Origin of the sequence: Thermostichus lividus PCC 6715 (genome assembly GCF_002754935.1) — a bacterium.
Lineage (GTDB): Bacteria > Cyanobacteriota > Cyanobacteriia > Thermosynechococcales > Thermosynechococcaceae > Thermosynechococcus > Thermosynechococcus lividus.
In genome coordinates, this window is the sequence record NZ_CP018092.1 from 1,996,529 (window position 1) to 2,019,019 (window position 22,491).

The 22,491-nt window shown below is 52.3% G+C and carries 16 protein-coding genes, 1 tRNA gene and 1 pseudogene; 13 read left to right on the plus strand and 5 right to left on the minus strand.

The window, feature by feature from the left end:
* Positions 1–132 precede the first annotated feature (132 nt).
* From bioB to BRW62_RS09800, 4 genes and pseudogenes are all read right to left on the minus strand, one after another.
* Positions 133–1,149 (minus strand): biotin synthase BioB, encoded by a 1,017-nt coding sequence (gene bioB, locus BRW62_RS09785; RefSeq protein WP_198405994.1) that lies wholly within the window; start codon positions 1,147–1,149, stop codon positions 133–135.
* 9 nt (positions 1,150–1,158) lie between these two features.
* Positions 1,159–3,617 (minus strand): annotated as a pseudogene (pheT, locus tag BRW62_RS15320) (phenylalanine--tRNA ligase subunit beta).
* A 97-nt stretch (positions 3,618–3,714) separates the two neighbouring features.
* Complete coding sequence (locus tag BRW62_RS09795) at positions 3,715–5,766, minus strand: putative PEP-binding protein (RefSeq protein WP_099799276.1); 2,052 nt, start codon at positions 5,764–5,766, stop codon at positions 3,715–3,717.
* Positions 5,767–5,778: 12 nt separating this feature from the next.
* On the minus strand, positions 5,779–8,010 hold the full coding sequence (locus tag BRW62_RS09800; RefSeq protein WP_099799277.1) for a RelA/SpoT family protein: 2,232 nt from the start codon (positions 8,008–8,010) through the stop codon (positions 5,779–5,781).
* A gap of 570 nt (positions 8,011–8,580) precedes the next feature.
* On the opposite strand from BRW62_RS09800, the gene BRW62_RS14745 reads away from it, so the two are divergent.
* Genes BRW62_RS14745 through nadB form a run of 3 tightly spaced genes read left to right on the plus strand, consistent with a single transcriptional unit; the run spans position 8,581 to position 10,869 of the window.
* Positions 8,581–8,715 carry a hypothetical protein gene (locus tag BRW62_RS14745; RefSeq protein WP_257790477.1) on the plus strand — a complete coding sequence of 45 codons (135 nt, stop codon included), beginning with the start codon at positions 8,581–8,583 and terminating at the stop codon, positions 8,713–8,715.
* A 22-nt stretch (positions 8,716–8,737) separates the two neighbouring features.
* Entirely contained in the window at positions 8,738–9,142 is a 405-nt protein-coding gene (gene psbU / locus BRW62_RS09805; RefSeq protein ID WP_099799278.1) for a photosystem II complex extrinsic protein PsbU, read from the plus strand.
* Positions 9,143–9,198: 56 nt separating this feature from the next.
* Positions 9,199–10,869: an L-aspartate oxidase gene (gene nadB / locus BRW62_RS09810; RefSeq protein ID WP_099799279.1), complete on the plus strand. Its 1,671-nt coding sequence runs from the start codon at positions 9,199–9,201 to the stop codon at positions 10,867–10,869.
* Here the strand turns inward: nadB and deoC are convergent.
* Entirely contained in the window at positions 10,849–11,502 is a 654-nt protein-coding gene (gene deoC, locus BRW62_RS09815; RefSeq protein ID WP_099799280.1) for a deoxyribose-phosphate aldolase, read from the minus strand. The genes nadB and deoC overlap by 21 nt on opposite strands.
* Positions 11,503–11,756: 254 nt before the next feature.
* Between deoC and BRW62_RS09820 the strand changes: the two genes are divergently transcribed.
* The 10 genes from BRW62_RS09820 to BRW62_RS09865 all read left to right on the plus strand — a co-directional run bounded on the left by BRW62_RS09820 (position 11,757) and on the right by BRW62_RS09865 (position 22,033).
* On the plus strand, positions 11,757–12,074 hold the full coding sequence (locus BRW62_RS09820; protein WP_099799281.1) for a DUF760 domain-containing protein: 318 nt from the start codon (positions 11,757–11,759) through the stop codon (positions 12,072–12,074).
* Between the two features lie 6 nt (positions 12,075–12,080).
* Positions 12,081–13,190, plus strand: a complete 1,110-nt coding sequence (mutY, locus tag BRW62_RS09825; RefSeq protein ID WP_099799282.1) for an A/G-specific adenine glycosylase — start codon at positions 12,081–12,083, stop codon at positions 13,188–13,190.
* 88 nt (positions 13,191–13,278) lie between these two features.
* Positions 13,279–13,351, plus strand: a tRNA-Met gene (locus BRW62_RS09830).
* Positions 13,352–13,438: 87 nt separating this feature from the next.
* Positions 13,439–16,798, plus strand: a complete 3,360-nt coding sequence (locus BRW62_RS09835; RefSeq protein ID WP_099799283.1) for a helicase-related protein — start codon at positions 13,439–13,441, stop codon at positions 16,796–16,798.
* Between the two features lie 47 nt (positions 16,799–16,845).
* A complete protein-coding gene (locus BRW62_RS09840) occupies positions 16,846–20,844 on the plus strand; it encodes an Eco57I restriction-modification methylase domain-containing protein (protein ID WP_099799284.1) in 3,999 nt (1,332 codons plus the stop codon).
* A complete protein-coding gene (locus tag BRW62_RS09845) occupies positions 20,841–21,146 on the plus strand; it encodes a hypothetical protein (RefSeq protein WP_099799285.1) in 306 nt (101 codons plus the stop codon). Before BRW62_RS09840 ends, BRW62_RS09845 begins: the two co-directional genes overlap by 4 nt.
* Positions 21,134–21,361, plus strand: coding sequence for a hypothetical protein (locus tag BRW62_RS09850; protein WP_099799286.1), 228 nt, complete (start codon positions 21,134–21,136; stop codon positions 21,359–21,361). Before BRW62_RS09845 ends, BRW62_RS09850 begins: the two co-directional genes overlap by 13 nt.
* 27 nt (positions 21,362–21,388) lie before the next feature.
* On the plus strand, positions 21,389–21,604 hold the full coding sequence (locus BRW62_RS09855) for a hypothetical protein (RefSeq protein WP_157768353.1): 216 nt from the start codon (positions 21,389–21,391) through the stop codon (positions 21,602–21,604).
* A complete protein-coding gene (locus BRW62_RS09860) occupies positions 21,588–21,836 on the plus strand; it encodes a DUF4258 domain-containing protein (protein ID WP_198405995.1) in 249 nt (82 codons plus the stop codon). The genes BRW62_RS09855 and BRW62_RS09860 overlap by 17 nt, the downstream gene beginning before the upstream one ends.
* Positions 21,833–22,033, plus strand: a complete 201-nt coding sequence (locus BRW62_RS09865) for a DUF2283 domain-containing protein (RefSeq protein WP_099799288.1) — start codon at positions 21,833–21,835, stop codon at positions 22,031–22,033. The genes BRW62_RS09860 and BRW62_RS09865 overlap by 4 nt, the downstream gene beginning before the upstream one ends.
* Positions 22,034–22,491 lie beyond the last annotated feature (458 nt).

The window sequence follows — 22,491 nt, forward strand, 5'->3', positions numbered from 1 at the left end:
AACATTTCGTTACAAATGCATTGTAGAATGTTACACGTTGCTGAGTACTGTCGCCAGCCCCAAGGCCGTCTTGGCTCTTGGATGCTAGTGTGATGGAACCATCAAGGAAGCGCATCCCCCAACAGGAGGATTTTAAGGGGCGATCGCGCGGCCTTCAGCATCTTCTAGGACAAAGCCAGCATCGGCAATCATCTGCCAGTCTTGATGGGGTGCCTGCCCCGCCGTTGTTAAATAGTCCCCCACAAAGATGGAGTTAGCGGCATACAGGCCAAGGGGCTGTAGGGAGCGTAGGTGCACCTCGCGACCCCCGGCAATGCGAATCTCTTGGTGAGGCAACAAAAAGCGAAAAAGTGTAAGAATTCGTAAACATTGACGCGGCGTGAGATGATCGTGTGCCGCAAAGGGGGTACCGGCAATGGGGATTAAGAAATTCACCGGCACACTGGTAACCTCCATCTGCCGCAGAGCAAGGGCTAAATCTATCACATCCTCATCGGATTCCCCCATACCGAGGATGCCGCCGGAGCAGGTGGTAATCCCCGCTGCCTTAATATGGTTGAGGGTCTGGGCGCGATCGCCAAAGGTATGGGTGGTACAAATCTCGCTGTGGTAGTTCGGTGAGGTGTTCAGGTTATGGTTCACCCGGTCCACCCCCGCTGCGGCTAACTGCTGGGTTTGGGTTGCCGAGAGTAAGCCTAAACAGGCGCAAATTTTGAGATCGTAGCGTTCCTTTACCGCTTTTACTGCCGCAAGTACCTGCTCAAAGACTTTTTCGCTGGGCGATCGCCCCGAAATGACCATGCAAAAGGTGCCCGCCTTCAGTGCCGCCGCCCGCTCAGCCGCCGCCAAAATCTTTTCTTGGGAGAGCAGAGGATACTTTTCAATCTCAGCGGTGGAGATTTTAGATTGGGAGCAGTAGTGGCAATCTTCGGGACACAGGCCACTCTGGGCATTCAGCAGGTAGTGAAGCCGCACCCGGTTGCCCCAATAGTAATGCCGCACCCGATAGGCCGCTGCCAATTGCGCCAGTAGCTCCGTATCAGGGGCACGCAGAACGGCGCGGGCTTGATCACGGCTGAGAAGGTCACCCGCAAGGGCAAGATCTGCCATGGCTTGCCAACGATCGGTGAGGGGTACGGCTGCAGTCATCGTCATCCTCTAGCTACGTAAGGTTACGGCGTATTTCTCAACTAGGCTGTCGCGGAGTTTTTGGTGGAGTTCATTCACTTCGGCCTCGGTGAGGGTGCGATCCGGGGCACGGTAGGTCAGCCGAAACGCTAGGCTGCGCTGTCCTGGCGGAACCCCAACCCCAGCATATTCATCAAACAGTTCCACCGACTCTAGGAGCGAGGAGCGTCCACCTGCGGCTTTCCACAGGGTACGGCGGAGTTCGCCAACGGTGAGATCCGCAGGGGCAAAAAAGGCTAGATCGCGATCGCTGGCGGGATAGGTAGAAAACGGTTGGAAGGTTTCATGGCCGAAGCGATCGACCAGCGGTGCGAGCAGTACCTCTAGTTCCAGTTCAAATACATAGACCGCATGGGGTAGCTCTAACGTTGCGGCAAACTGGGGATGCAATTGACCAAAAAAGCCCAAGTGCTCACCATTTAGGGATAGAGACGCTGTGCGTCCGGGGTGTAGCCGCTCATCGCGGCGATCGCTCTGGTACTCAACCACCAAGCCAAACCGCTGAAATACACTTTCGAGAATACCCTTGGCTTCAAACCACGACAGAGGTTGGGGCTGTTGGGAGCGCCGCACCCACTTGCCCTGCCACGGATCGCCACCAATGATTCCCCCTAGGCGATCGCTCTCCCAGAGACCCTCTTCCCCTTGGCCAAAGACGCGACCCACCTCAAACCCGTTCAGGGGGGGATTGCCTTGCTCATGGTTATAGCGAAAGGCCTGTACCAATCCGGTTATTAAATCGCTACGCAGGCAGGAAAACTCAGCCACCAATGGATTTACAACGGTCACCTGATGGGGGTGAGTGCCCTTAACCCACGAGTAGTGCATCAGTTCCGTTAAGCCAGCGCCGCGAAAGGCGGCTCGTAGATCCCGCAGCAGCAGCAGATCCAGCGGTAGTGCGCCCAACTGTGATTGCGGCGGCAAGGTTTCCTCAAAACGATCGTAGCCGTACAGCCGCGCAACTTCTTCGATGAGATCCACCTCCCGCTCAATATCCCGAAACCGGTAGGGGGCACGGTCACTGACCACACCACAGATTCGTCCTCTGGCGAGGGCTGCCGCCTCAGCGTAAAGCCCAAGGCGCTGAGCAGGGCTTCCACGGTTTCGGCGCTCAAGTCGTCGATCTCCGAGTTATCGGCGGTCAGCACCCCTCCCAAAAGGCGATGGACTTGCTCAAGGCGCAGGGTGAGGGTGCGATCAAGGGGCGGTCGCTGATCCAGCAGGGTGGTGAAGGTAACACGACCGTGGGCAAGCTCCTCTAACAGGGCGATCGCCTCGTTGCTGGCGGCCTCTAGCTCTGCTGGGTTGACACCGCGCTCGTACCGGGCAGAGGCTTCAGTGCGTAACCCTTGGGCACGGGCAGACCTGCGCACAACCGCACTGCTAAAGAGCGCCGCTTCCAGCAAAATCTGTTGCGTTCCCGCATGAACCTCTGTCTGTTGCCCCCCCATCACGCCTGCGAGGGCGATCGGCACGTCCCCAGCAGTAATCACGAGGTTCTCCACCGTGAGGCGGCGGGATTGACCATCAAGGGTTTGCAGGGTTTCCTCGGGGTGGGCTAAGCGCACGCCAACCGTGAGGGGGCTGTTGTGATCAATGGTTCGGAGGCGATCCCAATCAAAGGCATGGAGCGGCTGCCCCCACTTTAGAAGAATGTAGTTAGTAATATCCACCACATTGTTAATGGGGCGCAGACCAGCCGCTTCCAGCCGCTGCTGCAACCATGGGGGTGAGGGGGCGACCTGCACACCGCTCATCAGCACACCGCGATAGGCGGGGCACGCTAGCGGATCCGCAACACTGACGGTGAAGGGCGGTTTACTACGGGATTTTTTGGCCGGAGGTGCCGCAGGAATGGCCACCTTCAAGGGGGCACCCGTAAGGGCAGCCACTTCACGGGCAATCCCCACCATACTCAGGGCATCGGCACGGTTCGCTGTTGAGGTCAAATGCAAAATCACATCGTCAAGCCCTAACAGAGGGCGCACATCTGCCCCTACGGTCACTGGCTCGCTAAAGGTATGGATTCCTGCAGATTCCTTGGCTAACCCCAATTCGGCTAAGGAGCAGATCATGCCTTGAGACAACACCCCGCGCAGTTTGGCCGGACGAATCTTGAGGTCGATTTTGGCAAGGTAAGCGCCCGGTACCGCCACCGGCACGTACAGCCCTGCTGCCGCATTAGGAGCACCACAGACGATGGTACTGGGTTCCCCCTGCCCCACATCCACTTGGCACACTCGCAGCTTTTGGGCATTGGGGTGAGGGTCGCACTGCAAAATATGACCGACCACAACTCCCTCAGCCCACGTGCGGCGATCTTCAATCTCTTCAACTTCAAACCCCGCCATCGTCAGGCGATCGCCAAGGGTTGTGGCCTCCAGATCCGTTGAGACTAGTTCCCGTAACCAGCGAAGGGAAACGCGCATGGAATCCTCAAAAAACTCATACGATGCCATAGTCCAGCCTAGCGTCAGGGGCAACCTCGCACAAGCCGTTGGCTCACAAAGCCGCCAGAGGCTACCCCTACCTCGTCAACTGTGCCCACACCTGTAGCACGGCCTCTGGACTCACGGAAATGCTATCTAGCCCTAGCTCTACTAGCCATGGTAACCAGTCTCTATGGTGGATGAGGGCTTCACCGCACAAACTGCACCGCAACTTCAGTGCTTTTGCCTGCTGGATCAGTTGGGCGATCGCCCCTTTGACGGCAGGGTGGTCTTCACTGAACTCGTGGAGGACTCGCTCGCGATCAACCCCCAGCAGCAGTTGGGTTAGGTCATTGGTGCCAATGGTAATACCGCTAATCCCCAAAGCCGCAAGGTCGCTCATTAAAAATAAAATGGCGGGCACCTCTGCCATCACCCACAATTCAATTCCCTGCGCTTGGGTGAGGTGGTGACGAGCCAAGGCAGCCTGACAGTAGGCCACTTCGCTAACACTGCGAACAAAGGGTAAGATCACCCGTAGGGGCGTGTCCTCAAGGCGGTGGGCAATGGCGAGCACCTCCAGTTCCAGATCGAATAACTCGGCAAAGTGGGGGTAGCGACTCACCCCCCGTAAGCCAAAGGCAGGATGGCTTTCTGACTCAAAGCTGGCTCCCCCCAACAGGTGCCGATAGTCTTCCGCACGCAGGTCTAAGGTGCGGTAAAACACTGGGCGCGGGGCGATCGCCCGCATTAACTGGGTTAGGTGATGCACCCAGCGATCGCGTAATTCGTCTGCGTCCCCCTGTTGCAACCAGTGACACGGATGACGACCATCCAGAAAACTCAACAGCATTAACTCTGAGCGCACTAGGCCAATGCCATCGCAGGGCAGACTCCGCAGTCCCCGCAGCGCACTCACTTGGCTCACATTCACCAAAATCTGTAGGGGAAGGCGATCGCCTCGGGCGGGGGGCTGCTGGGGCTGGGTTGTAGCGGTCACCTCTGCCCGCAGGGGTTGCGGCGGAAGCTGATAGACGGCTCCACTATTCCCATCAAGGAACAGCAGTGTTCCCGATGCAATCGTTTGCGTGGCATTAGGGACACCCACCACTGCCGGGCGGCTCAACTCCCGCGCTAAGATGGCTCCATGACTGGTTAGCCCTCCCTGTTCGCAAATAATACCCGCCGCCGCACTCACCAATGGCAGCCAATGGGGAGGAATAGTTTTGGTCACCAAAATGCGCCCGACAACCGCACTGGGGGCACAGGGGTCGGTGATCACCAAAGCAGGGGCAATGGCTTGGCCGGGGGCAGCGGGAATACCTTCCCCCACAATGCTTCGCTGAAGGGGGGCTGGCGGTTGCTCAGGGGAATAGGGTTCTGCCAAACATTGACCAACCCAAACACGGTTGTAGGCCTGATGCCAGAGCCACAGATAGGGTTGCACGGTAATGGGGCACTGCGCTACCAAGGTCTGCCAGTCTGTGGGCAATACACCAGCATTGCCCGGTAGATGCCCGTGGTGCGGTAAGTGCACCCCCTCATAGGCAACCCCTGTCCCGCCAGTTGCGCTGCACCACCATCCCGACGCCATCACCGTCGCTAGGGGATAGATTAATACGGCCACCCGTAAATTGCTAACGTTCCACCCTTGCTGCCAGTAGGTATAGAGGTTTCTGGCCTGCACCACTTGGCGATAGGCCACTTCGATGGTATGGTGAGCCACGGGCATACTGGGGTTTGTCAGCACGCTGGCACTGCCTATCCCCCACGGTAAGTCGTGGTGGTCTAGCCACAGATAGCTAGTTATTACAAGATGGCGATCGCCCCCCTGCTGCTGCCAATAGTGGTGGCACGCCTCAAACACTACGGGTAACTCACCCACATCGAGGGGCGGGATGCGCTGGCTCATCTCTGTGGCTAGGGCTTTCAGCGTGGTATGGTTCGGCGCTGTCGCCTGCCACTGCTCACTCGCTTGCTCCCATAGGGGCACCAGTGCGGGGTGTACCTCGTGCCATAGGGTTGCGGGAACCACCCACACCGGATGCGGCGGCGGCCACGACTGCTGTACCCGCTGCAAGCACGCTAGCGCAGGAGCAAGCAGTTCGGCTGGACACCGTTGGAGCGTTTCCAGTGTCAGAAGGGGCACAAGCGCAACGGGCTAAGGGGACGTAATGTCTGTCTGCTGACGGCGACGTATATTTAGCACATCCGTAATTTTTTTAATTTGAGCCAGTATATTATCCAGTTGTTTCGCATTCACAATATCAATACACAGATCAATGATGGCCGTTCGCCCCGGATCGGTGCGGACATTGGCCTTCCGGACATTGATGTGATTATCGGTTAAACGGGTCAAAATATCTTTGAGAATACCCACACGGTCAATGACTTCAATTTGAACATCAACCGGATAGGTTTGCGGTCGGTGCTGCGCCGTTTTGGTATTCCAACTCACAGGAATGAGGCGATCGCCCGCGATCGCCTCAAGGTTACTACAGCCCTGCCGATGAATAGAAATCCCGCGACTGCCAAGGGTCACGACACCAATAATCGGTTCATCGGGCACTGGGGCACAACAGCCTGCAATGTGATACACTAGCCCCTCAACTCCTAAAATCGGCGAGTCACTGGGTTTTGTAGAGGCAGGTACCCGATTAATTGGTGCAGTCTCTGGCGGTAATTCGGGCGGAGCCACATCGGGACGCGCCAACGTGGCCGCACGGAGACGATTTACCACTAAATTGAGGGTAATTTCACCATAGCCCAAGGCCGCCACGAGATCATCAACAGTTTGATAGTTACTGCGCTCAGCCACCTGCTGCATTTGCGGTGACTTCAGCAGACTATCTAGACCTGATTTACCCAATTCCTTTTCAAGGAGTTCCCGCCCGCGTTGCAGATTTTCATCCCGCCGCGATCGCTTATACCACTGGCGAATACGGTTTCGCGCTGCGGTGGTACAGACAAAATTCAGCCAATCCAAACTAGGGTGGGCATTTTTCTGGGTAATAATTTCCACAATGTCGCCATTACGCAGAGGGGTATCGAGGGTAACCATACGGCCATTGACCCGAGCACCCGCACAATGATTCCCCACATCGGTGTGAATGTGGTAAGCAAAATCAAGGGGAGTTGCTCCTTGCTGCAAGGCTAAGACGTCCCCTTGGGGCGTAAATACATAAACTTCGCGATCAAATAGATCATCACGGATGCTATCAAGGTACTCTTGGGCATCTTTGAGGTCATTTTGCCAGTCAAGGAGTTGACGTAACCACGTGAATTTTTGATCTCGGCCACTCCACTGTTGCGGCAGCGAGTTACCCGCTTCTTTGTACTTCCAATGGGCAGCAATCCCATACTCCGAGACATGGTGCATTTCTAGCGTGCGAATTTGCACCTCCAGAGGGCGGCCTCCCAGACCTATCACCACCGTATGCAGCGACTGGTACTGGTTGGGCTTGGGTAAGCTGATATAGTCTTTGAAGCGACCAGGTACCGATAAGAAGCAGTCGTGAACCACTGCTAGGGCACGATAGCACTCGTCCTTCGTGGCCACTAGGATGCGAATTCCTGCCACGTCGTAGATTTCGTGGAATTCTTTTTGCTGGCGCTTCATCTTTTGATAGATGCTGTAAAGATGCTTGGGACGACCACTAATCTCGAGATAGCCAAACCCCATGTCATTGAGACGGTCTTGAAGCTGGCTAATGGCCGCCTGTAACTGCGCCTCGCGATCGGCGCGTTTTTCAGCTACTAACTCCTGTATCTGACGGTAGGCCTCTGGTTCAAGATACTTAAAGGCCAGATCTTCAAGCTCCCATTTAATGCGCCAAATCCCTAAACGGTTGGCAAGGGGGGCAAACACATCGCGGGTTTCTTGGGCAATGGGGCGACGACGCTGCTCTGGTAAATACTCCAGTGTCCGCATATTGTGCAGCCGATCCGCCAATTTGACCACAATGACACGGATATCTTGAGCCATCGCCAAGAACATCCGCCGGAAACTTTCCGCTTGACGCTCAGTTTTGCTGGAAAAGTTAAATTTCGAGAGTTTCGTTACCCCTTCTACTAACCGCCGGACTTCGGTGCCAAATTCTGCTTCTAGCTCTTCGGCAGTAATGGCAGTATCTTCAATCACATCGTGTAAGAAGCCTGCGGCAATCAGCGCTGAGCCACCCCCCAAGTCCCGCAGAATACTAGCCACTGCAACGGGATGGGCAATGTAGGGTTCCCCTGAGGCACGTTGCTGTCCTTGATGGAGATCGTAAGCAAACTGAAAGGCGCGGCATACCAAGTCCTCATCATTTTCGCTACTGGGCTGCCGCAGGCATGTTACTAACCACTCGGGAAGGTCAATATCAGTCGGGATGCTAGGAGCAAAGGCGTTCATGGCAGCAGGCAGCGGGCGCAAGAAATTTATTTTTATTCTAACTGTTCTCGTGGAATTCCCTCACCTCTACCCTCCTTGATAACGTAGCAAAATGCTGGTAGGACGGTTGATAGCCATGTATGGCTGCTGCACGCTTTCGAGACGCACTGAATGGTGCGAGGGGAAACTCTGGGATAGACTTTTACCGAAAACGCCGTAAAGCCCCTGCCTTCAGGCATGGGGATATAAGGCGCATGTTGTGTTATCGAAAATTTTAGGCCTAAAAACTCGTCTTTTAGAGTGATTTTAGTTTAAACTAAAACCAGAGGTAAGGGTAATCAACCTCTCTAAAAACCCAATAGCCTAACGGCTAGAAAACAACCTAAGTTTTTTTGGTTGGTTTAACAGTACCTTTGGGCAAAAGGGAACTGCCCCGCAAGGGGGAACGCTTGGGGAGATAAGCACCGCTGTCGTAGCAGGACAACCTGATGCGATAGGTGCTGTCGCAGAACCAAGAACAAGAATCCCCTGCCTTTAGGCATGGGGAGTATGTCAAGGGACTCTGATATTATTGAATCATTTGTAAGGGTCGTGAACTACAGTTGGCCATCGGTCTTAGTGGCCATTGTGCGTCAGCCTTTACCCAGCTTAGGTGATGGCGATCGCCCCTGCGATGCGCTCATTACGTCTTCTGATCCTAATCAACCGCTGTTTTTAATGACCTGAGAGATTTGGGAGGTAAAGCAATATGCAACGTTTTGGCTGCTGGCTAGCACTGGTGTATCTACTGGGGGTTAGCCTTCTCGGCTGGATGCACTGGAGCGCACCTACATTGGCTGCCACCGCACCCGCCGCAGAGGAACTGGTGAATGTGGTGGACGAAAAACTAGGCAGTTCCTATGGGGAAAAGATTGACCTCAACAACACTAATATTGCCGCATTTATCCAATATCGTGGTCTTTATCCTACGCTAGCAAAGCTCATTGTTAAAAATGCTCCCTACCAGTCGGTGGAGGATGTCCTTAATATCCCCGGTCTGACAGAGCGGCAAAAAGAAACGTTACGGGCAAATTTAGATAAATTTACGGTTACTGAGGTGGAAACTGCCCTTGTTGAAGGGGGCGATCGCTATAATAATGGGCTATACAAGTAAGCTCTTGTGCATTTCCATCCTCATAAAACAACTCTAAAGGATGCGTTGGGTTAACGTTGACTGCCGCGACGTCTGGGTTTGATGTTCTAATCATTGGCAGTGGAGCCGCGGGGTTAAGTGCAGCGTTAGCCCTTCCTACCTCCTATCGCATTGGGCTGATTACCAAGAATGACCTGCAGCAGTCTGCCAGTGGCTGGGCGCAGGGGGGGATGGCGGCGGCGATCGACCCCAGTGATTCCCCGTTATTACATGCACAGGATACCCTCTTGGCTGGAGCGGGGCTGTGTGATCCCGAGAGTGTTCGTTTTTTGGTTCAGCAGGCACCAGCGCAAGTGGAGCGCCTGCTGGCGATGGGGGTCGCCTTCGATCGCCAAGGCGATCGCCCAGCATTAACACTTGAAGCGGCTCATTCGCGACCGCGAGTCCTCCATGCTGCCGACACCACGGGGCAGGCATTAGTGACCACCCTATTGCAACAGGTGGCTGCCACAGCGAATATTACCCTGCTGCCCAACAGCTTTGTCTTAGACCTTTGGATGGAGTCTGGGGTGTGCCGCGGGGTATGTCTGTTGCGCGATCGCCAGATTCAATGGCTCAGTGCTGGGGCTGTCATTCTGGCAACAGGCGGCGGCGGCCAGGTCTTTTCCCAAACGACAAACCCACCCTTAAGCACCGGCGATGGGGTTGCCATGGCATGGCGAGCCGGGGCACAGATCCGCGATGTCGAATTTTTTCAGTTTCATCCAACCGCCTTGAACGTTCCCAATGCCCCCCGCTTTTTAATCAGCGAAGCGGTGCGAGGAGAAGGTGCTCATCTCGTTGATAACCGTGGGTATCGCTTTGTTGCCGACTATCACCCCGCCGCAGAATTAGCCCCTCGGGATGTGGTCAGCCGTGCCATCTACCGCCACTTACAACAGTCTCGCGCCGCCCATGTCTGGTTAGATTTACGGCCAATTCCCCGCGATCGCCTGCACTACCGTTTTCCCAAAATTATTGCCGTGTGTCGGCAGTGGGGCATTGACGTGGAGCAGCAGCCCATCCCGGTGGCCCCCGCTGCCCACTACTGGATGGGTGGCGTCCTCACCAATTTACAAGCCCAGACCACGATTCCCGGATTGTATGCCGTTGGCGAAGTCGCCAGTACAGGCGTGCATGGTGCCAATCGCTTGGCCAGTAACTCCCTGCTGGAGTGCTTTGTTTTTTCTGCCCAGCTAGCTCATCTTCAGCTTACCCCAAGGCCAGTGCTTATCCCCCAGAGCACCACCTCCATCGACATTGACAGAATTGATATTTCCTTAGCCCACCTTGTTGCTTGGCGTACGCAATTGCGCGAGCTGATCTGGCAGAGTGCTGGCATTTGCCGCGATGCCCCGACCCTCATGGCAGCCCTGACCCAAGTCAAAACGTGGCGAGACCAAATGCCCACCCCCCTCCAACACCGTCTCCCGCAACACAGCGTTGAACTGGGGAGTGCTGCCATACAAACCTACCTATGGCAGTGGGGAGAACTGCGTAATCTTCTAGATATCGCCTACCTGATTCTCAAAAGTGCTCTCTTTCGGGAGGAAAGCCGTGGTGGACATTATCGCCAAGACTACCCCCAACCCGACCCAGCATGGCAAATGCATACCCTTATCTGTGGCGATCGCTGGCAAAAAGCTCCGATTCAAAGCGGGGATTGGCAGCCCCAAGCGCATCAGCATCTAGACCTGCATCAATTCTAAACTTCGGGACGTGCCAAGTCGTGTTGCCCCTGCGGCAAGAAGGTCTAGAGCTTGCTCACGGCTGCGAATGCCGCCTGAAGCCTTAATGCCGACGCGATCGCGACTTAAGCGTTTCAGGAGTTTAACATCAGCTACTGTTGCACCCCCCCGCCAGCCCGTACTCGTTTTCAAAAACGCCACCCCCGCATCCAGACAAATCTCCACCGCTACGGCTATCTCATCCTCCGTGAGCACCGCTGTTTCTAAAATCGCCTTGACAGTCACCCCCGTCTCCGAACAGATTTGGGCAATGTCACGATACACAGCTTCCGTATGGCCGTCCTTCAACCAGCCTAAATTTAAGACCACATCCAGTTCTGTTGCCCCCGCCTCCACCGCCTGCTGCGCCTCATAGAGCTTGGTCTCACTGGTATGGGCACCACTGGGAAAACCAACCACCGTGCAAACCTTGACAGAGGTGCGATGGAGGTAGTCCACGGCTCTTTTCACCCATACCGGCATTACGCAAACCGTGGCAAACTTAAACTGTTCCGCCTCGGCACAACACTGGTCAATGGCAGCTATGGTGGCCAGCGGGTCAAGCTGTGTATGATCAATATAGGGCGCTAGGTCAAAAAGAGTATTTTCAGTCATAGGCGCTCTCTATTCCTGAAAGCCAGACACATATTCAAAACCATTATCCTATTATTAAAATTAAAAATATTAACTTTAGGGTCGCGCAATTCCCCATCTGCCTATGGGGTGGGGTAGTTCATCAGGCGGAAACTCGTATCTTTGCAGATCGGTTCTCCCCCCTTACCCTGACCAAAAGAGTTGCTACATTAAAGCTAAGTAAACACAGTAACATTGGCTGTGTGGCCTAAAGCACCTGTTGGAGAGGACGCACTATGGAGCCAACCATTAACCCACGCACAGTTCAGGAAAATGCTGAATCCCTTTGGAACTATCTGCAGAATATGGACGCAGAAGTGGTGGCTCGCCTGTCACGTCCTTCATCGCCAGCAATGGCAGTGGTGATGGAGCGCCATATTGGCAATTTATTAGGGTATTTGCCGGCAGAGGGATTTGAAGTATCCATTACCACTAACCGTGAACACCTCGGTCGCTTGCTAGCCTCTGCGATGATGAGTGGCTACTTCCTGCGGGGTGCGGAGCAGCGACTAGAGTTCGAGCAATCGCTCCAAGGGACAATTCAAGGGGAATAGGCAGGCGTGCCGCATCTAAAAGACGCTGAGGGTGGGTATGCCCTAGGGGTACCCTCCCTTCGCAGTGCATTGCTGGACTGGTATCAACACCACAGCCGAGATTTACCATGGCGACACACTCGCGACCCCTACGCCATTTGGGTGTCGGAAATCATGCTCCAGCAAACCCAAGTAGCCACGGTTCTCCCCTACTATCACCGCTGGCTGGATCATCTACCAACCATTCAGGCCTTGGCAGGGGCAGAGTTAGACACGGTTCTCAAACTTTGGCAAGGGTTGGGGTACTATGCCCGTGCCCGTTATCTTCACTGCGCCGCTCAGCAGATTATGAGTGAGCATCAGGGGCAATTTCCCCAGAACTATGCCGCTGTTGCTGCCCTGCCCGGAATTGGCCGCAGTACGGCGGGGGCCATTCTCAGTGCTGCCTTTGACCAAGCCCACCCTATTCTGGATGGCAATGTTAAGCGAGTCCTTTCCCGTCTCTTTGCCCTTTCTATACCCCCCAAGCAGGCAGAGACGCAATTGTGGGTATGGTCAGCACAACTCCTGTGCCCGCAGCAGCCCCGTAATTTTAATCAAGCCATCATGGATTTGGGGGCGACCATCTGTACACCACGTCAACCCCTATGTCATGCTTGTCCATGGCAAAATCATTGCCGCGCCCATCGGTATGGATTAACTCAGGACATTCCCCGCAAAATGACCAGTGCGCCATTACCTCACAAGCAGATTGGTGTTGCCGTCATTTGGAACAATGCTGGCCAAATTCTCATTGATCGACGGCCACCGACCGGATTATTGGGGGGGCTGTGGGAGTTTCCGGGGGGCAAAATTGAACCTAGAGAAACGGTACAGGAGTGCATTCGCCGCGAAATCCGTGAAGAACTTGGTATTGAGGTTAGGGTTGGTGAGCACCTAATCGACATTGACCATGCCTACAGCCACTTTAAGGTCACACTACAGGTCTATTACTGTCATTATGAGTCGGGAACACCACAACCCCTTGGCTGCGATGCTATCCGTTGGGTGGCACCAGCGGATCTTGATCAATTTCCTTTCCCTAAAGCAAACACCCTGATTATTGCGGCCATCCGTGAACGTGGTGCACCAAATTAACTAGGTGATCATTCGACTATCCATAGCACTGTTACAAGGGTGTTGAGTTTTTTGCTGTTTGCGCTAGAATTAAGATTGTGCAATTTTTGGCTCAGTAGCTCAGTGGTTAGAGCAGGGGACTCATAAGCCCAAGGTCGCAGGTTCAAATCCCGCCTGAGCCATCCACCCACTGTCTGAGACAGTTTTACTTGAATGCGAGTTTTAAAATGAGGAGCTAGTCAAGCACGAACAGCACTCGAACAACGCTAATGACAACGGATCTGACGTTTTTTACCAATGAACCGGGAGCAACGCTGCTTGATCGCTTCAAGCGGACGCTGTCGGATGTGCAGTATTTTGATGTTTTGGTGGGTTATTTCCGAACAAGTGGGTTCCATCAACTGTATGACGCATTGGAAACCGTTGATCACATTCGGATTCTAGTTGGTCTCACAGTGGATCAAAAGGCGTTTGAGTCAATTGAAGTTGCTCAGGCTCAAATGAATCTGGATTTTGAGTCTCATAAACGAACGAAAGAGCAAATTAAGGATCAAGTTGCAAAGGAGATCGCGCAAGCTCAAGACTCCTATGATACGGAATTGGGCGTACAAAAATTCATTGAGTTTATTCAATCTGGGAAGTTAGAAATTAAGGCATATCCCAGCGCAAATCTCCATGCCAAGGTTTATATCAGTCGGTTTGGTGAGGGCGATCGCGACTTCGGGCGAGTGATTACGGGATCAAGCAATTTTTCCTGGTCAGGGTTAGTTGCCAACCGAGAATTTAATGTAGAGCTAAAGGATCGGGCAGATGTGGAGTTTGCCCTAGCGCAGTTTGAAGCGTTATGGGCGGATGCGGTTGATATTTCTGCTGAGTATGTTGACACCGTTCAACAACGAACCTGGCTTAACGATACAATCACCCCCTATGAGCTTTACCTCAAGTTTCTCTATGAATACTTTAAGGAAGATATCAATCTAGATGAAGACGATCTGGATGTGTATTTGCCGGACAGCTTCATGGAATTGGCGTATCAAAAACAGGCAGTCACATCAGCTCGTAAAATTTTGGATGCCTATGGGGGCGTATTTTTAGCCGATGTGGTGGGGTTGGGCAAAACCTATATCTCGGCATTATTGGCGCAACAGTTGCAGGGAGGGATTTTAGTCATTTGTCCTCCAGTGTTGCGTGACTATTGGCGAGATACTTTTTTTGAATTTGGGATTCGCGGCTATGAAGTCGAGTCACTGGGAAAGTTGGATGCCCTCTTGCAACGCGATTTAAAGAAATTTCGTTATGTGTTGATTGATGAGGCTCATCGGTTTCGGAATGAAGGAACCCAAGCGTATGACAATCTCTTCCGAATTTGTGCCGGGAAGAAGGTGATTTTGGTATCTGCAACGCCCTTGAATAACCGCATTAGCGATATCTTCAACCAGCTTAAGTTATTTCAACCTGCTCGAAAAAGTACCATTCCGGGGATTCCTAATCTTGAGCAATTCTTTAAAGCGTTACAAAAGCGATTAGATCAGTATTCCAAAGACGATCCTGATTATTGGATCACGTTGAAGGACGTATCGCAAGAGATCCGGACTAAGGTATTGCGATATGTGATGGTGCGTCGCACTCGAACTGAGATTCTCAATTACTATGCCGATGATTTGAAACAACAAGGATTGATGTTTCCTAGGGTGGCGGAACCGCAGAAGATCATTTATCAGTTTGACGATAAGACGGAATGGGTGTTTAACCAAACGATGCAGCGATTGCGGCGGTTTTCCTATGCCCGTTATACCCCACTGTTGTATTTGAGGCAGCAAGTATCTAGCTTCACACGCCAGAGCCAACGCAACATTGGCGGATTTATGCGTGCGGTTTTAGTGAAACGCTTGGAGAGTAGTTTTTATGCGTTTAAGCGAACCTTAGGGCGATTTATTGTGTCCTATGAAAAATTTATTGCCATGTTCGAGCAAGGCACCGTTTTGATCAGTAAAGAGCTAGATGTCTATGATTTACTGGAGCGAGACGACCCAGAGGAACTTTTAGCCTTGATTGAGCAAGATGCTGTACAGCAATATGATGCTACAGATTTCAACGATGATTTTATTCGCGATTTACGGTCAGATTTAGTTCTTTTACAGGATATTCAAGCCTTTTGGCATCAGCTTGAGGATGATCCAAAACTGAATCAGTTTGTGGCGGATCTGCAAAATCATCCTCACCTGAAAGATCAAAAAGTCATTATCTTCACAGAATCGAAGGAAACGGGCGATTATCTTTACACAAATCTAGATCGGGTTTTCCCAGGGCAGGTGATGTTCTATGCCAGTGGAGGGGGCGTTTATAACCAGACGGGCAAACCTGTGAGTCATAATCCAGCTATTGCCAAAGCCCTGATTCAGCAAAACTTTGATCCACAACATTCAGAGCCAACCGATACCATTCGGATTCTGATTACTACCGATGTTCTGGCAGAGGGGATTAACTTACACCGCGCCAATGTGGTCGTTAACTACGACCTGCCTTGGAACCCGACACGGGTGTTGCAGCGGGTGGGACGGGTGAATCGAGTGGGTACGGTGCATGAACAGGTCTATATTTTTAACTGCTTCCCCACGGCGCAGTCGGAAGCGCAACTGGGGTTAGAAGAGAATATTATTGCTAAGATTCAAGCGTTTCACGACACCTTGGGAGAAGATGCCAAGTATCTGAGTGATGAGGAAGAGGTGACGACCCATGAGTTATTTGGCGATCGCCTCTATCGCACCTTGAATCAGCGAGAGAGCTACGATCGCGAGGAAGGCGACGAACGATCCGAACTAGAGTATTTGCAACTGTTACGCCAAATCCGCGATCGCCAACCGGATCTGTTTGACAAAATCAAAAATCTACCCCGCAAAGCTCGTACTGCCCAACGTGTAACCCTCACCCCCAACCCCTCTCCCCAGGGAGAAGGGGGTCGGGGGGATGAGGGTCAACTTCTCACCTTCTTTCGACAAGGAGCTTTGAAGAAATTTTTCCTGTCGGATGGAACAGCCGCTCAAGAGTTAGACTTCTTTCAAGCCGTTGATTGGTTGAAGTGCGAACCCGACACGCCGAAGCACCCTATTCCCAAGAGCTACTACGATCTGCTGCAACAGAATAAAGATGCCTTTGCGTCTCTGGATGACACCGCAGACATTGCACCTGCAAGCAGTCGGGGTGGCAGTAGCGCTGACAAATTTGTGATTCAGTGTTTGAAAGCCAAAGAAATTCGCACTTTTAAGGGATTTACCGACGCAGATGAGGAGTTTCTAAAAGCGGTGCGTCTTGCCTTTGAGGAAGGTAGAATTCCGAAGCAAACGGCTAAAAAAGTGCAAGAGGCTCTAAAACCGATCGCAGGAAATCCTCTAAAGCTCCTAAGTGCGCTGAAGAAGACGGTGCCGATGAATTTATTGGTAGAACCAGAACCGCAAATGGTGCATCAGTGGGGCAGCAGTCGAGAGGTAGTGCTGTCGGGATATTTTTATTGCCCACCCTGCGGGAAGAGCATCGCTCTACATCCCCCAGCCCCTTCTCCCCAGGGAGAAGGGGAGCTTGAAAAACCTTTTCCCCAGGGAGAAGGGGAGCTTGAAAAGCCCTCTCCCTAGGGAGAGGGTTGGGTGAGGGCAGCCATAGGTTTAGGAGGGATTCAACAATGGAAAAGTCAAGCGCCATTCGATTACTAACCGACACGCTACAGCGTCCCTTTGACGAGGCACAGTTTCGGCAATTTGCCCGCAACTTGGTCAAAGACCTGGATGAATCCAAGGCATTCCAAGCTCAGGGCAACTATATTAAGGATGCCTACAAGCGCCAGGTACGGCAGTATAAGCGCATTGGGCAGTACGTCGATCCTGATGGCAATACGATCGATGTGTTGGTGGTGCGGTTGCAGCAGCCGACATCTCTGGATCGGGCACGCACCATGCAGCGCAACTTTGTTGCTCAATACCTGCAAGATCGCAATCAAAAAGAAGCGGCGTTGGTAGCGTACACCGCTGATGGCTCGCTGGATTGGCGCTTTTCCCTGGTTCGTTTGGATTATCGGCTAGAACAGCAGGCAGACGGCAGCTATAAACCCAAGAAGGAGGTCACAGCGGCAAGGCGATCGTCCTTTCTGGTGGGGCAAACAGAGCCGAATCACACAGCGCAGCAGCAGTTATTGCCGCTGTTATTGAACGATCGCCAGAATCCGACTCTGGATGAATTAGAAGCGGCGTTCAATATTGAATCAGTTACGCAGGAATTTTTTGAGCAATACAAAAACCTGTTTCTCCAGGTGCGGGATGAGGTCGAAACCCTACTTCAGACCGATCCGGTCATCGCTACTGAATTTACTCAGAAACAGATTGACCCCGCCAATTTTGCCAAAAAGCTCTTGGGGCAAATTGTCTTTCTGTATTTTCTGCAAAAGAAAGGCTGGTTGGGAGTGGAGCCGGGGCAGCCCTGGGGCAGTGGCGCGAAGGATTTTCTGCGGCGCTTGTTTCGGCGGGAGAATGTGCAATATGACAATTTCTTTAACGATGTATTGGAGCCGTTGTTTTACCAAGCTTTAGCGATCAATCGCGGTCGTGAAGCGCTGTATGAACTGCCCGGATGTCGTCAGCCCTGCAAGATCCCATTTTTGAATGGGGGCTTGTTTGAACCGATCGCTGGCTATGACTGGCAAACCACGAATATTTTAATCGCCAACGCCACGATTCAAAACATTCTGGATACCTTTGACCTGTATAACTTCACGGTGCGGGAAGATGAGCCACTGGATAAGGAAGTGGCGGTTGATCCGGAGATGTTGGGGAAAGTGTTTGAGAATTTGCTGGAGGTGAAAGACCGCAAGTCTAGGGGTGCCTTCTACACGCCCCGTGAGATTGTGCATTATATGTGTCAGGAGAGTTTGATTAACTATCTGGACACGACGATTCATCAGGTGCCCCGTGGCGATCTGGAGCGGTTGATTCGGCAAGGGGAACGGGCGATCGAGAATGATGCTGTGGTGGTGCAAAAGGGCAGCGAAACCGCAACCTATCAGTTTCAGGTGCCGGAGTTGGTGCGAACCCATGCGGCAGAAATTGACCAAGCGTTGGCAAATATCAAAATCTGCGACCCGGCGATCGGCTCTGGGGCATTTCCGGTGGGGATGATGCAGGAGATTGTGAAGGTGCGGAGCGTGTTGACGACCTATTTACCCCTCACCCCCAACCCCTCTCTCTCCCTCACCCCCAACCCCTCTCTCTCCCTCACCCCCAGCCCCTCTCCCCAGGGAGAGGGGAGTTTGCCCTCACCCCCAGCCCCTCTCCCTAGGGAGAGGGGAGCCGGATCTCCCCCTTCTTCTTGGGGAGAAGGGGGTCGGGGGGATGAGGGCGATACTGTTGCAGGTAAGTTACGGCAAATTCCGCGTGCCCTGTTGGAGCGTGCTCGTGAACTACGGTTGGAGCAAACCCCTGCTGAACAACTTCTATGGGAATGCTTGCGCGATCGCAAACTCAACAATTTCAAGTTCAGACGGCAGCACAATATTGGTCGGTATATTGCGGACTTTTATTGCCACGAAGCCAAACTAGTGATTGAACTGGATGGTGGCATTCATCAAGCCCAAATTGAACGAGATCGCGATCGGGATGCCTGGATGCAGTCTCAAAATCTCAGAGTTCTGCGACTGACTAACGAGCAAGTTTTAGAGAATTTAGAAACGGTTCTGCAAGCAATCCTAAATGCCCTCACCCCCAACCTCTCTCCTTGGGGAGAGGGGAGTTTGCCCTCACCCCCAGCCCCTCTCCCTAGGGAGAGGGGAGCCGGATCTCCCCCTTCTTCTTGGGGAGAAGGGGGTCGGGGGGATGAGGGTCGCTCTGCCTACGCCTTCAAGCGCCATGCCATCCAGTCCTCAATCTACGGTGTGGATATTGACCCCGGTGCGGTGGATATTGCTAAGTTGCGGCTGTGGCTGTCGTTAGTAGTGGATGAAGAAGACTATGAAAGCATTAAGCCATTGCCCAACCTGGACTACAAAATTGTCTGCGGTAACTCGTTACTGAGTGTGGAGAAAAACCTGCTGAATTATCAGGTGTTTGCCGAGTTAGAGCAGCGGAAACAGGAATACTTTGAAGAAACCAACCCAGACCGTAAGGCGGCATTACGCACCACCATTCAAGGGCTACTTCAAACCATCACTAACCAAGCTGAAATCTTTGATTTTGAGGTGTATTTCAGCGAGGTGTTTCAAAAACAGGGTGGTTTTGATGTGGTGATTGGCAATCCGCCCTATGTGCGCCAAGAACAAATTAAACACCTTAAAGATTTACTAAAACCACACTACGAATCCTTCACTGGTACTGCCGATCTCTATGTATTTTTCTATGAAAAAGGCTTAAATTTGTTGCGGGAAAATGGCGTTTTAACCTACATTTCTTCTAACAAATGGTTCCGAGCCGCCTATGGCAAAAAGCTGCGCCAACTGATCACCCGTGAAACCCAACTTCAGCAAATTATTGACTTTGGCGATGCGCCTGTGTTTGCGGCCATTGCTTATCCCACGATCGTGATCACCCAGAAAGGCAAGCCCTCATCCCCCAACCCCTTCTCCCAGCCCTCATCCCCCAACCCATTCTCCCTAGGGGAGAAGGGGAGTAAGACAGATCCGGTTCCCCTCTCCCTGGGGAGAGGGGCTAGGGGTGAGGGACACTTCCGCGCCTTGAACTGGCAACCTGGACAACCCATCAGCCAGTTTGAAACCGTGGTACAATCCCAATCCTTTACCATGCCCCAACAGGCACTCACCGCTGATGGCTGGCAGTTTGCCGATGCCACTGCCCTAAACCTGTTAGAAAAACTGCGCAAAGCTGGAACCCCGTTAGGCGAATATGTCAACAATCGGTTTTACTACGGGATTAAAACAGGTTGCAATGAAGCGTTTGTGGTGGATCGCGCCACCCGTGACAGACTCATTGCCGAACACCCCTCCTCTGCTGAAGTCCTCAAACCTTTTTTGCGGGGACGCGATGTTAAACGCTGGACAGTGGATTATCAAGATTTATGGTTACTGTTTATTCCTTGGCATTTTCCATTACATCTTGATCCCACCATTGAAGGAGCATCTAAAAAAGCAGAACAAGCATTCAAAGAACAATATCCAGCGATCTATAAGCATTTGCTGGGTTTCAAAACAGAACTTTCTAATCGAAATAAAGCTGAAACAGGTATTCGATACGAATGGTATGCACTGCAACGATGTGCTGCTACCTACTGGCAGGAGTTTGAGCGATCGAAGATTTTTATCCCAGCAATTGCTCAATCCGTTGAGTATGCGGCAGACTCTTCAGGGTATTACGGCAATGATAAAACCAATATTTGTGTTACTGATGAAGTTGAGTTTTTACTAGGAATCCTAAATTCCAAGCTAATGTGGTGGTTTATTCAACAAATTGCAGCATCTAAGCAAGGTGGCTTTTATGAATTCAAGCCGATGTATGTCACCCAAATCCCCATTCCGCCCGCTTCACCCGCCGACAAAACCCGCATCGAAGCCCTCGTCCAGCAGTGCATTGATGCTCAGGGAAAAAATGTCACCGCCTACGAAGCTGAAATTGACGACATTGTTGCCCGTCTTTATGGTTTGACCGAGGCAGAACGCGCCATCATCGCAGGGAGAGAAGGATGAGTAAATTTGAAATCCTCACCCCGTTAGGCTTTCGTGTTCGCACCTCAGAAGAGTACTGGCAAAAATTGATCATCAAACATCCAGACATCGCCGATTTGGAGATGGAAGTCATCCAAACCCTGGCTCATCCAGACGAAATCCGTCGGAGCAGCCGCGATCCCAACATCATTTTGTTTTATCTCACCCTCAAAGCAAAACGTTGGGTTGTTGCGGTGGTGAGGCGGCTCAACGGAGACGGATTTCTGATCACAGCCTACCAAACAGACGCAATTAAAGAAGGAGATTTAATATGGCACAAATAAAAATCTACTACGAGCCAGAAATGGAATTACTCACCATATTTTGGCAGCCACCCCGCAAAAATCAAATTGTGACCGAACTGGGTGATGGGGTAATTTTAATTAAAGACGAAACCACAGGCGAACCCATTGGCATGGAAATTCTCGCCTATCATCCTAATGACAATCGGTTTGACACCGTGAGCGTAGAAATGGGACGACTCGCTGAAATTACTTAGCCACGGAGCAGATCAATGGCAAAACCTATGAGGTGCCCAGGTGATCCGCAAATCCCCACTTCCCCCGCCTCACCCGCCGACAGAGCCAGCATCGCAACCCTCGTCCAGCAGTGCCTCACCGCCCAGGGGCAAGCCGTCGCCCCCTACGAAGCTGAAATTGACGACATTGTTGCCCGTCTTTATGGTTTGACCGAGGCAGAACGCGCCATCATCGCAGGGAGGGACAATGATCGACGGGTTTGAACTCTCTGACCATGCCCGCTTCCAGATGCAAGAACGAAACATTCAGCCATCCTGGCTCACGGAAACCCTTTCTGCGCCCGATCGGCTTTTGCCCCTTGCCGATTCTCATGGCAACACCCATTATCTAAAACAGATTTCAGATTTTGGAGGTAGATGGCTGCGAGTGATTGTCAACCCAACGGTTAATCCCCAACGAGTTGTTACGGTCTTTTTTGATAGGAGAGTTAAATGAAAGTAACCGTGCATAAAGATGATGATGCCCTTTATTTACGGCTCGACGATACCCCCATCATTGAGTCCGAAGAAGTGAGCGACGGCATTATCCTGGATTACAACGCTGAGGGTAAAGTGATTGGCATTGAAGTCCTTTATATTAGCCAGCGCAGTCCCAACTCCTGGCAACAGATTCTTTTGGAAACAACAGCTTAGTGATAAAGAGAGAATATGTTGATTTCCATTGCCTCCACCTCACCCTAGCCAATTGTAAACAACAACTCCAGCAACACGCCAGAGTTTTGAGAGCTATCAGCTTAACTCGGCTTGACAGGACGTTGTAGCGATCGTGGTTCTAGGTTGTTCGGGAGAACTGTCTAACAACCGCATGCACCGGAACGGCAAGGCGATCGGTAAGGTAGCAAAGGTTATCTGCGTCCGGTGATGCTAGCCGTTATGTCGCCAGTGCCAGAGCTGTGCCTAGTCAAGATTGTTGGTGGAGGGGCGCTGGGGGTTGTGGGTAGCAGAGGCGATCGGTGCAAAAATTTACACAACATAACAAATCACTGCACCCGACTTGGAGCTATACTTTCAGCATTACCCAAAACTACTGGTGGCGGGTGAGTTCAGCCGTTAGCCTGTAAATTTGGGAACCCTTTGGGTGCAAGAGTGTT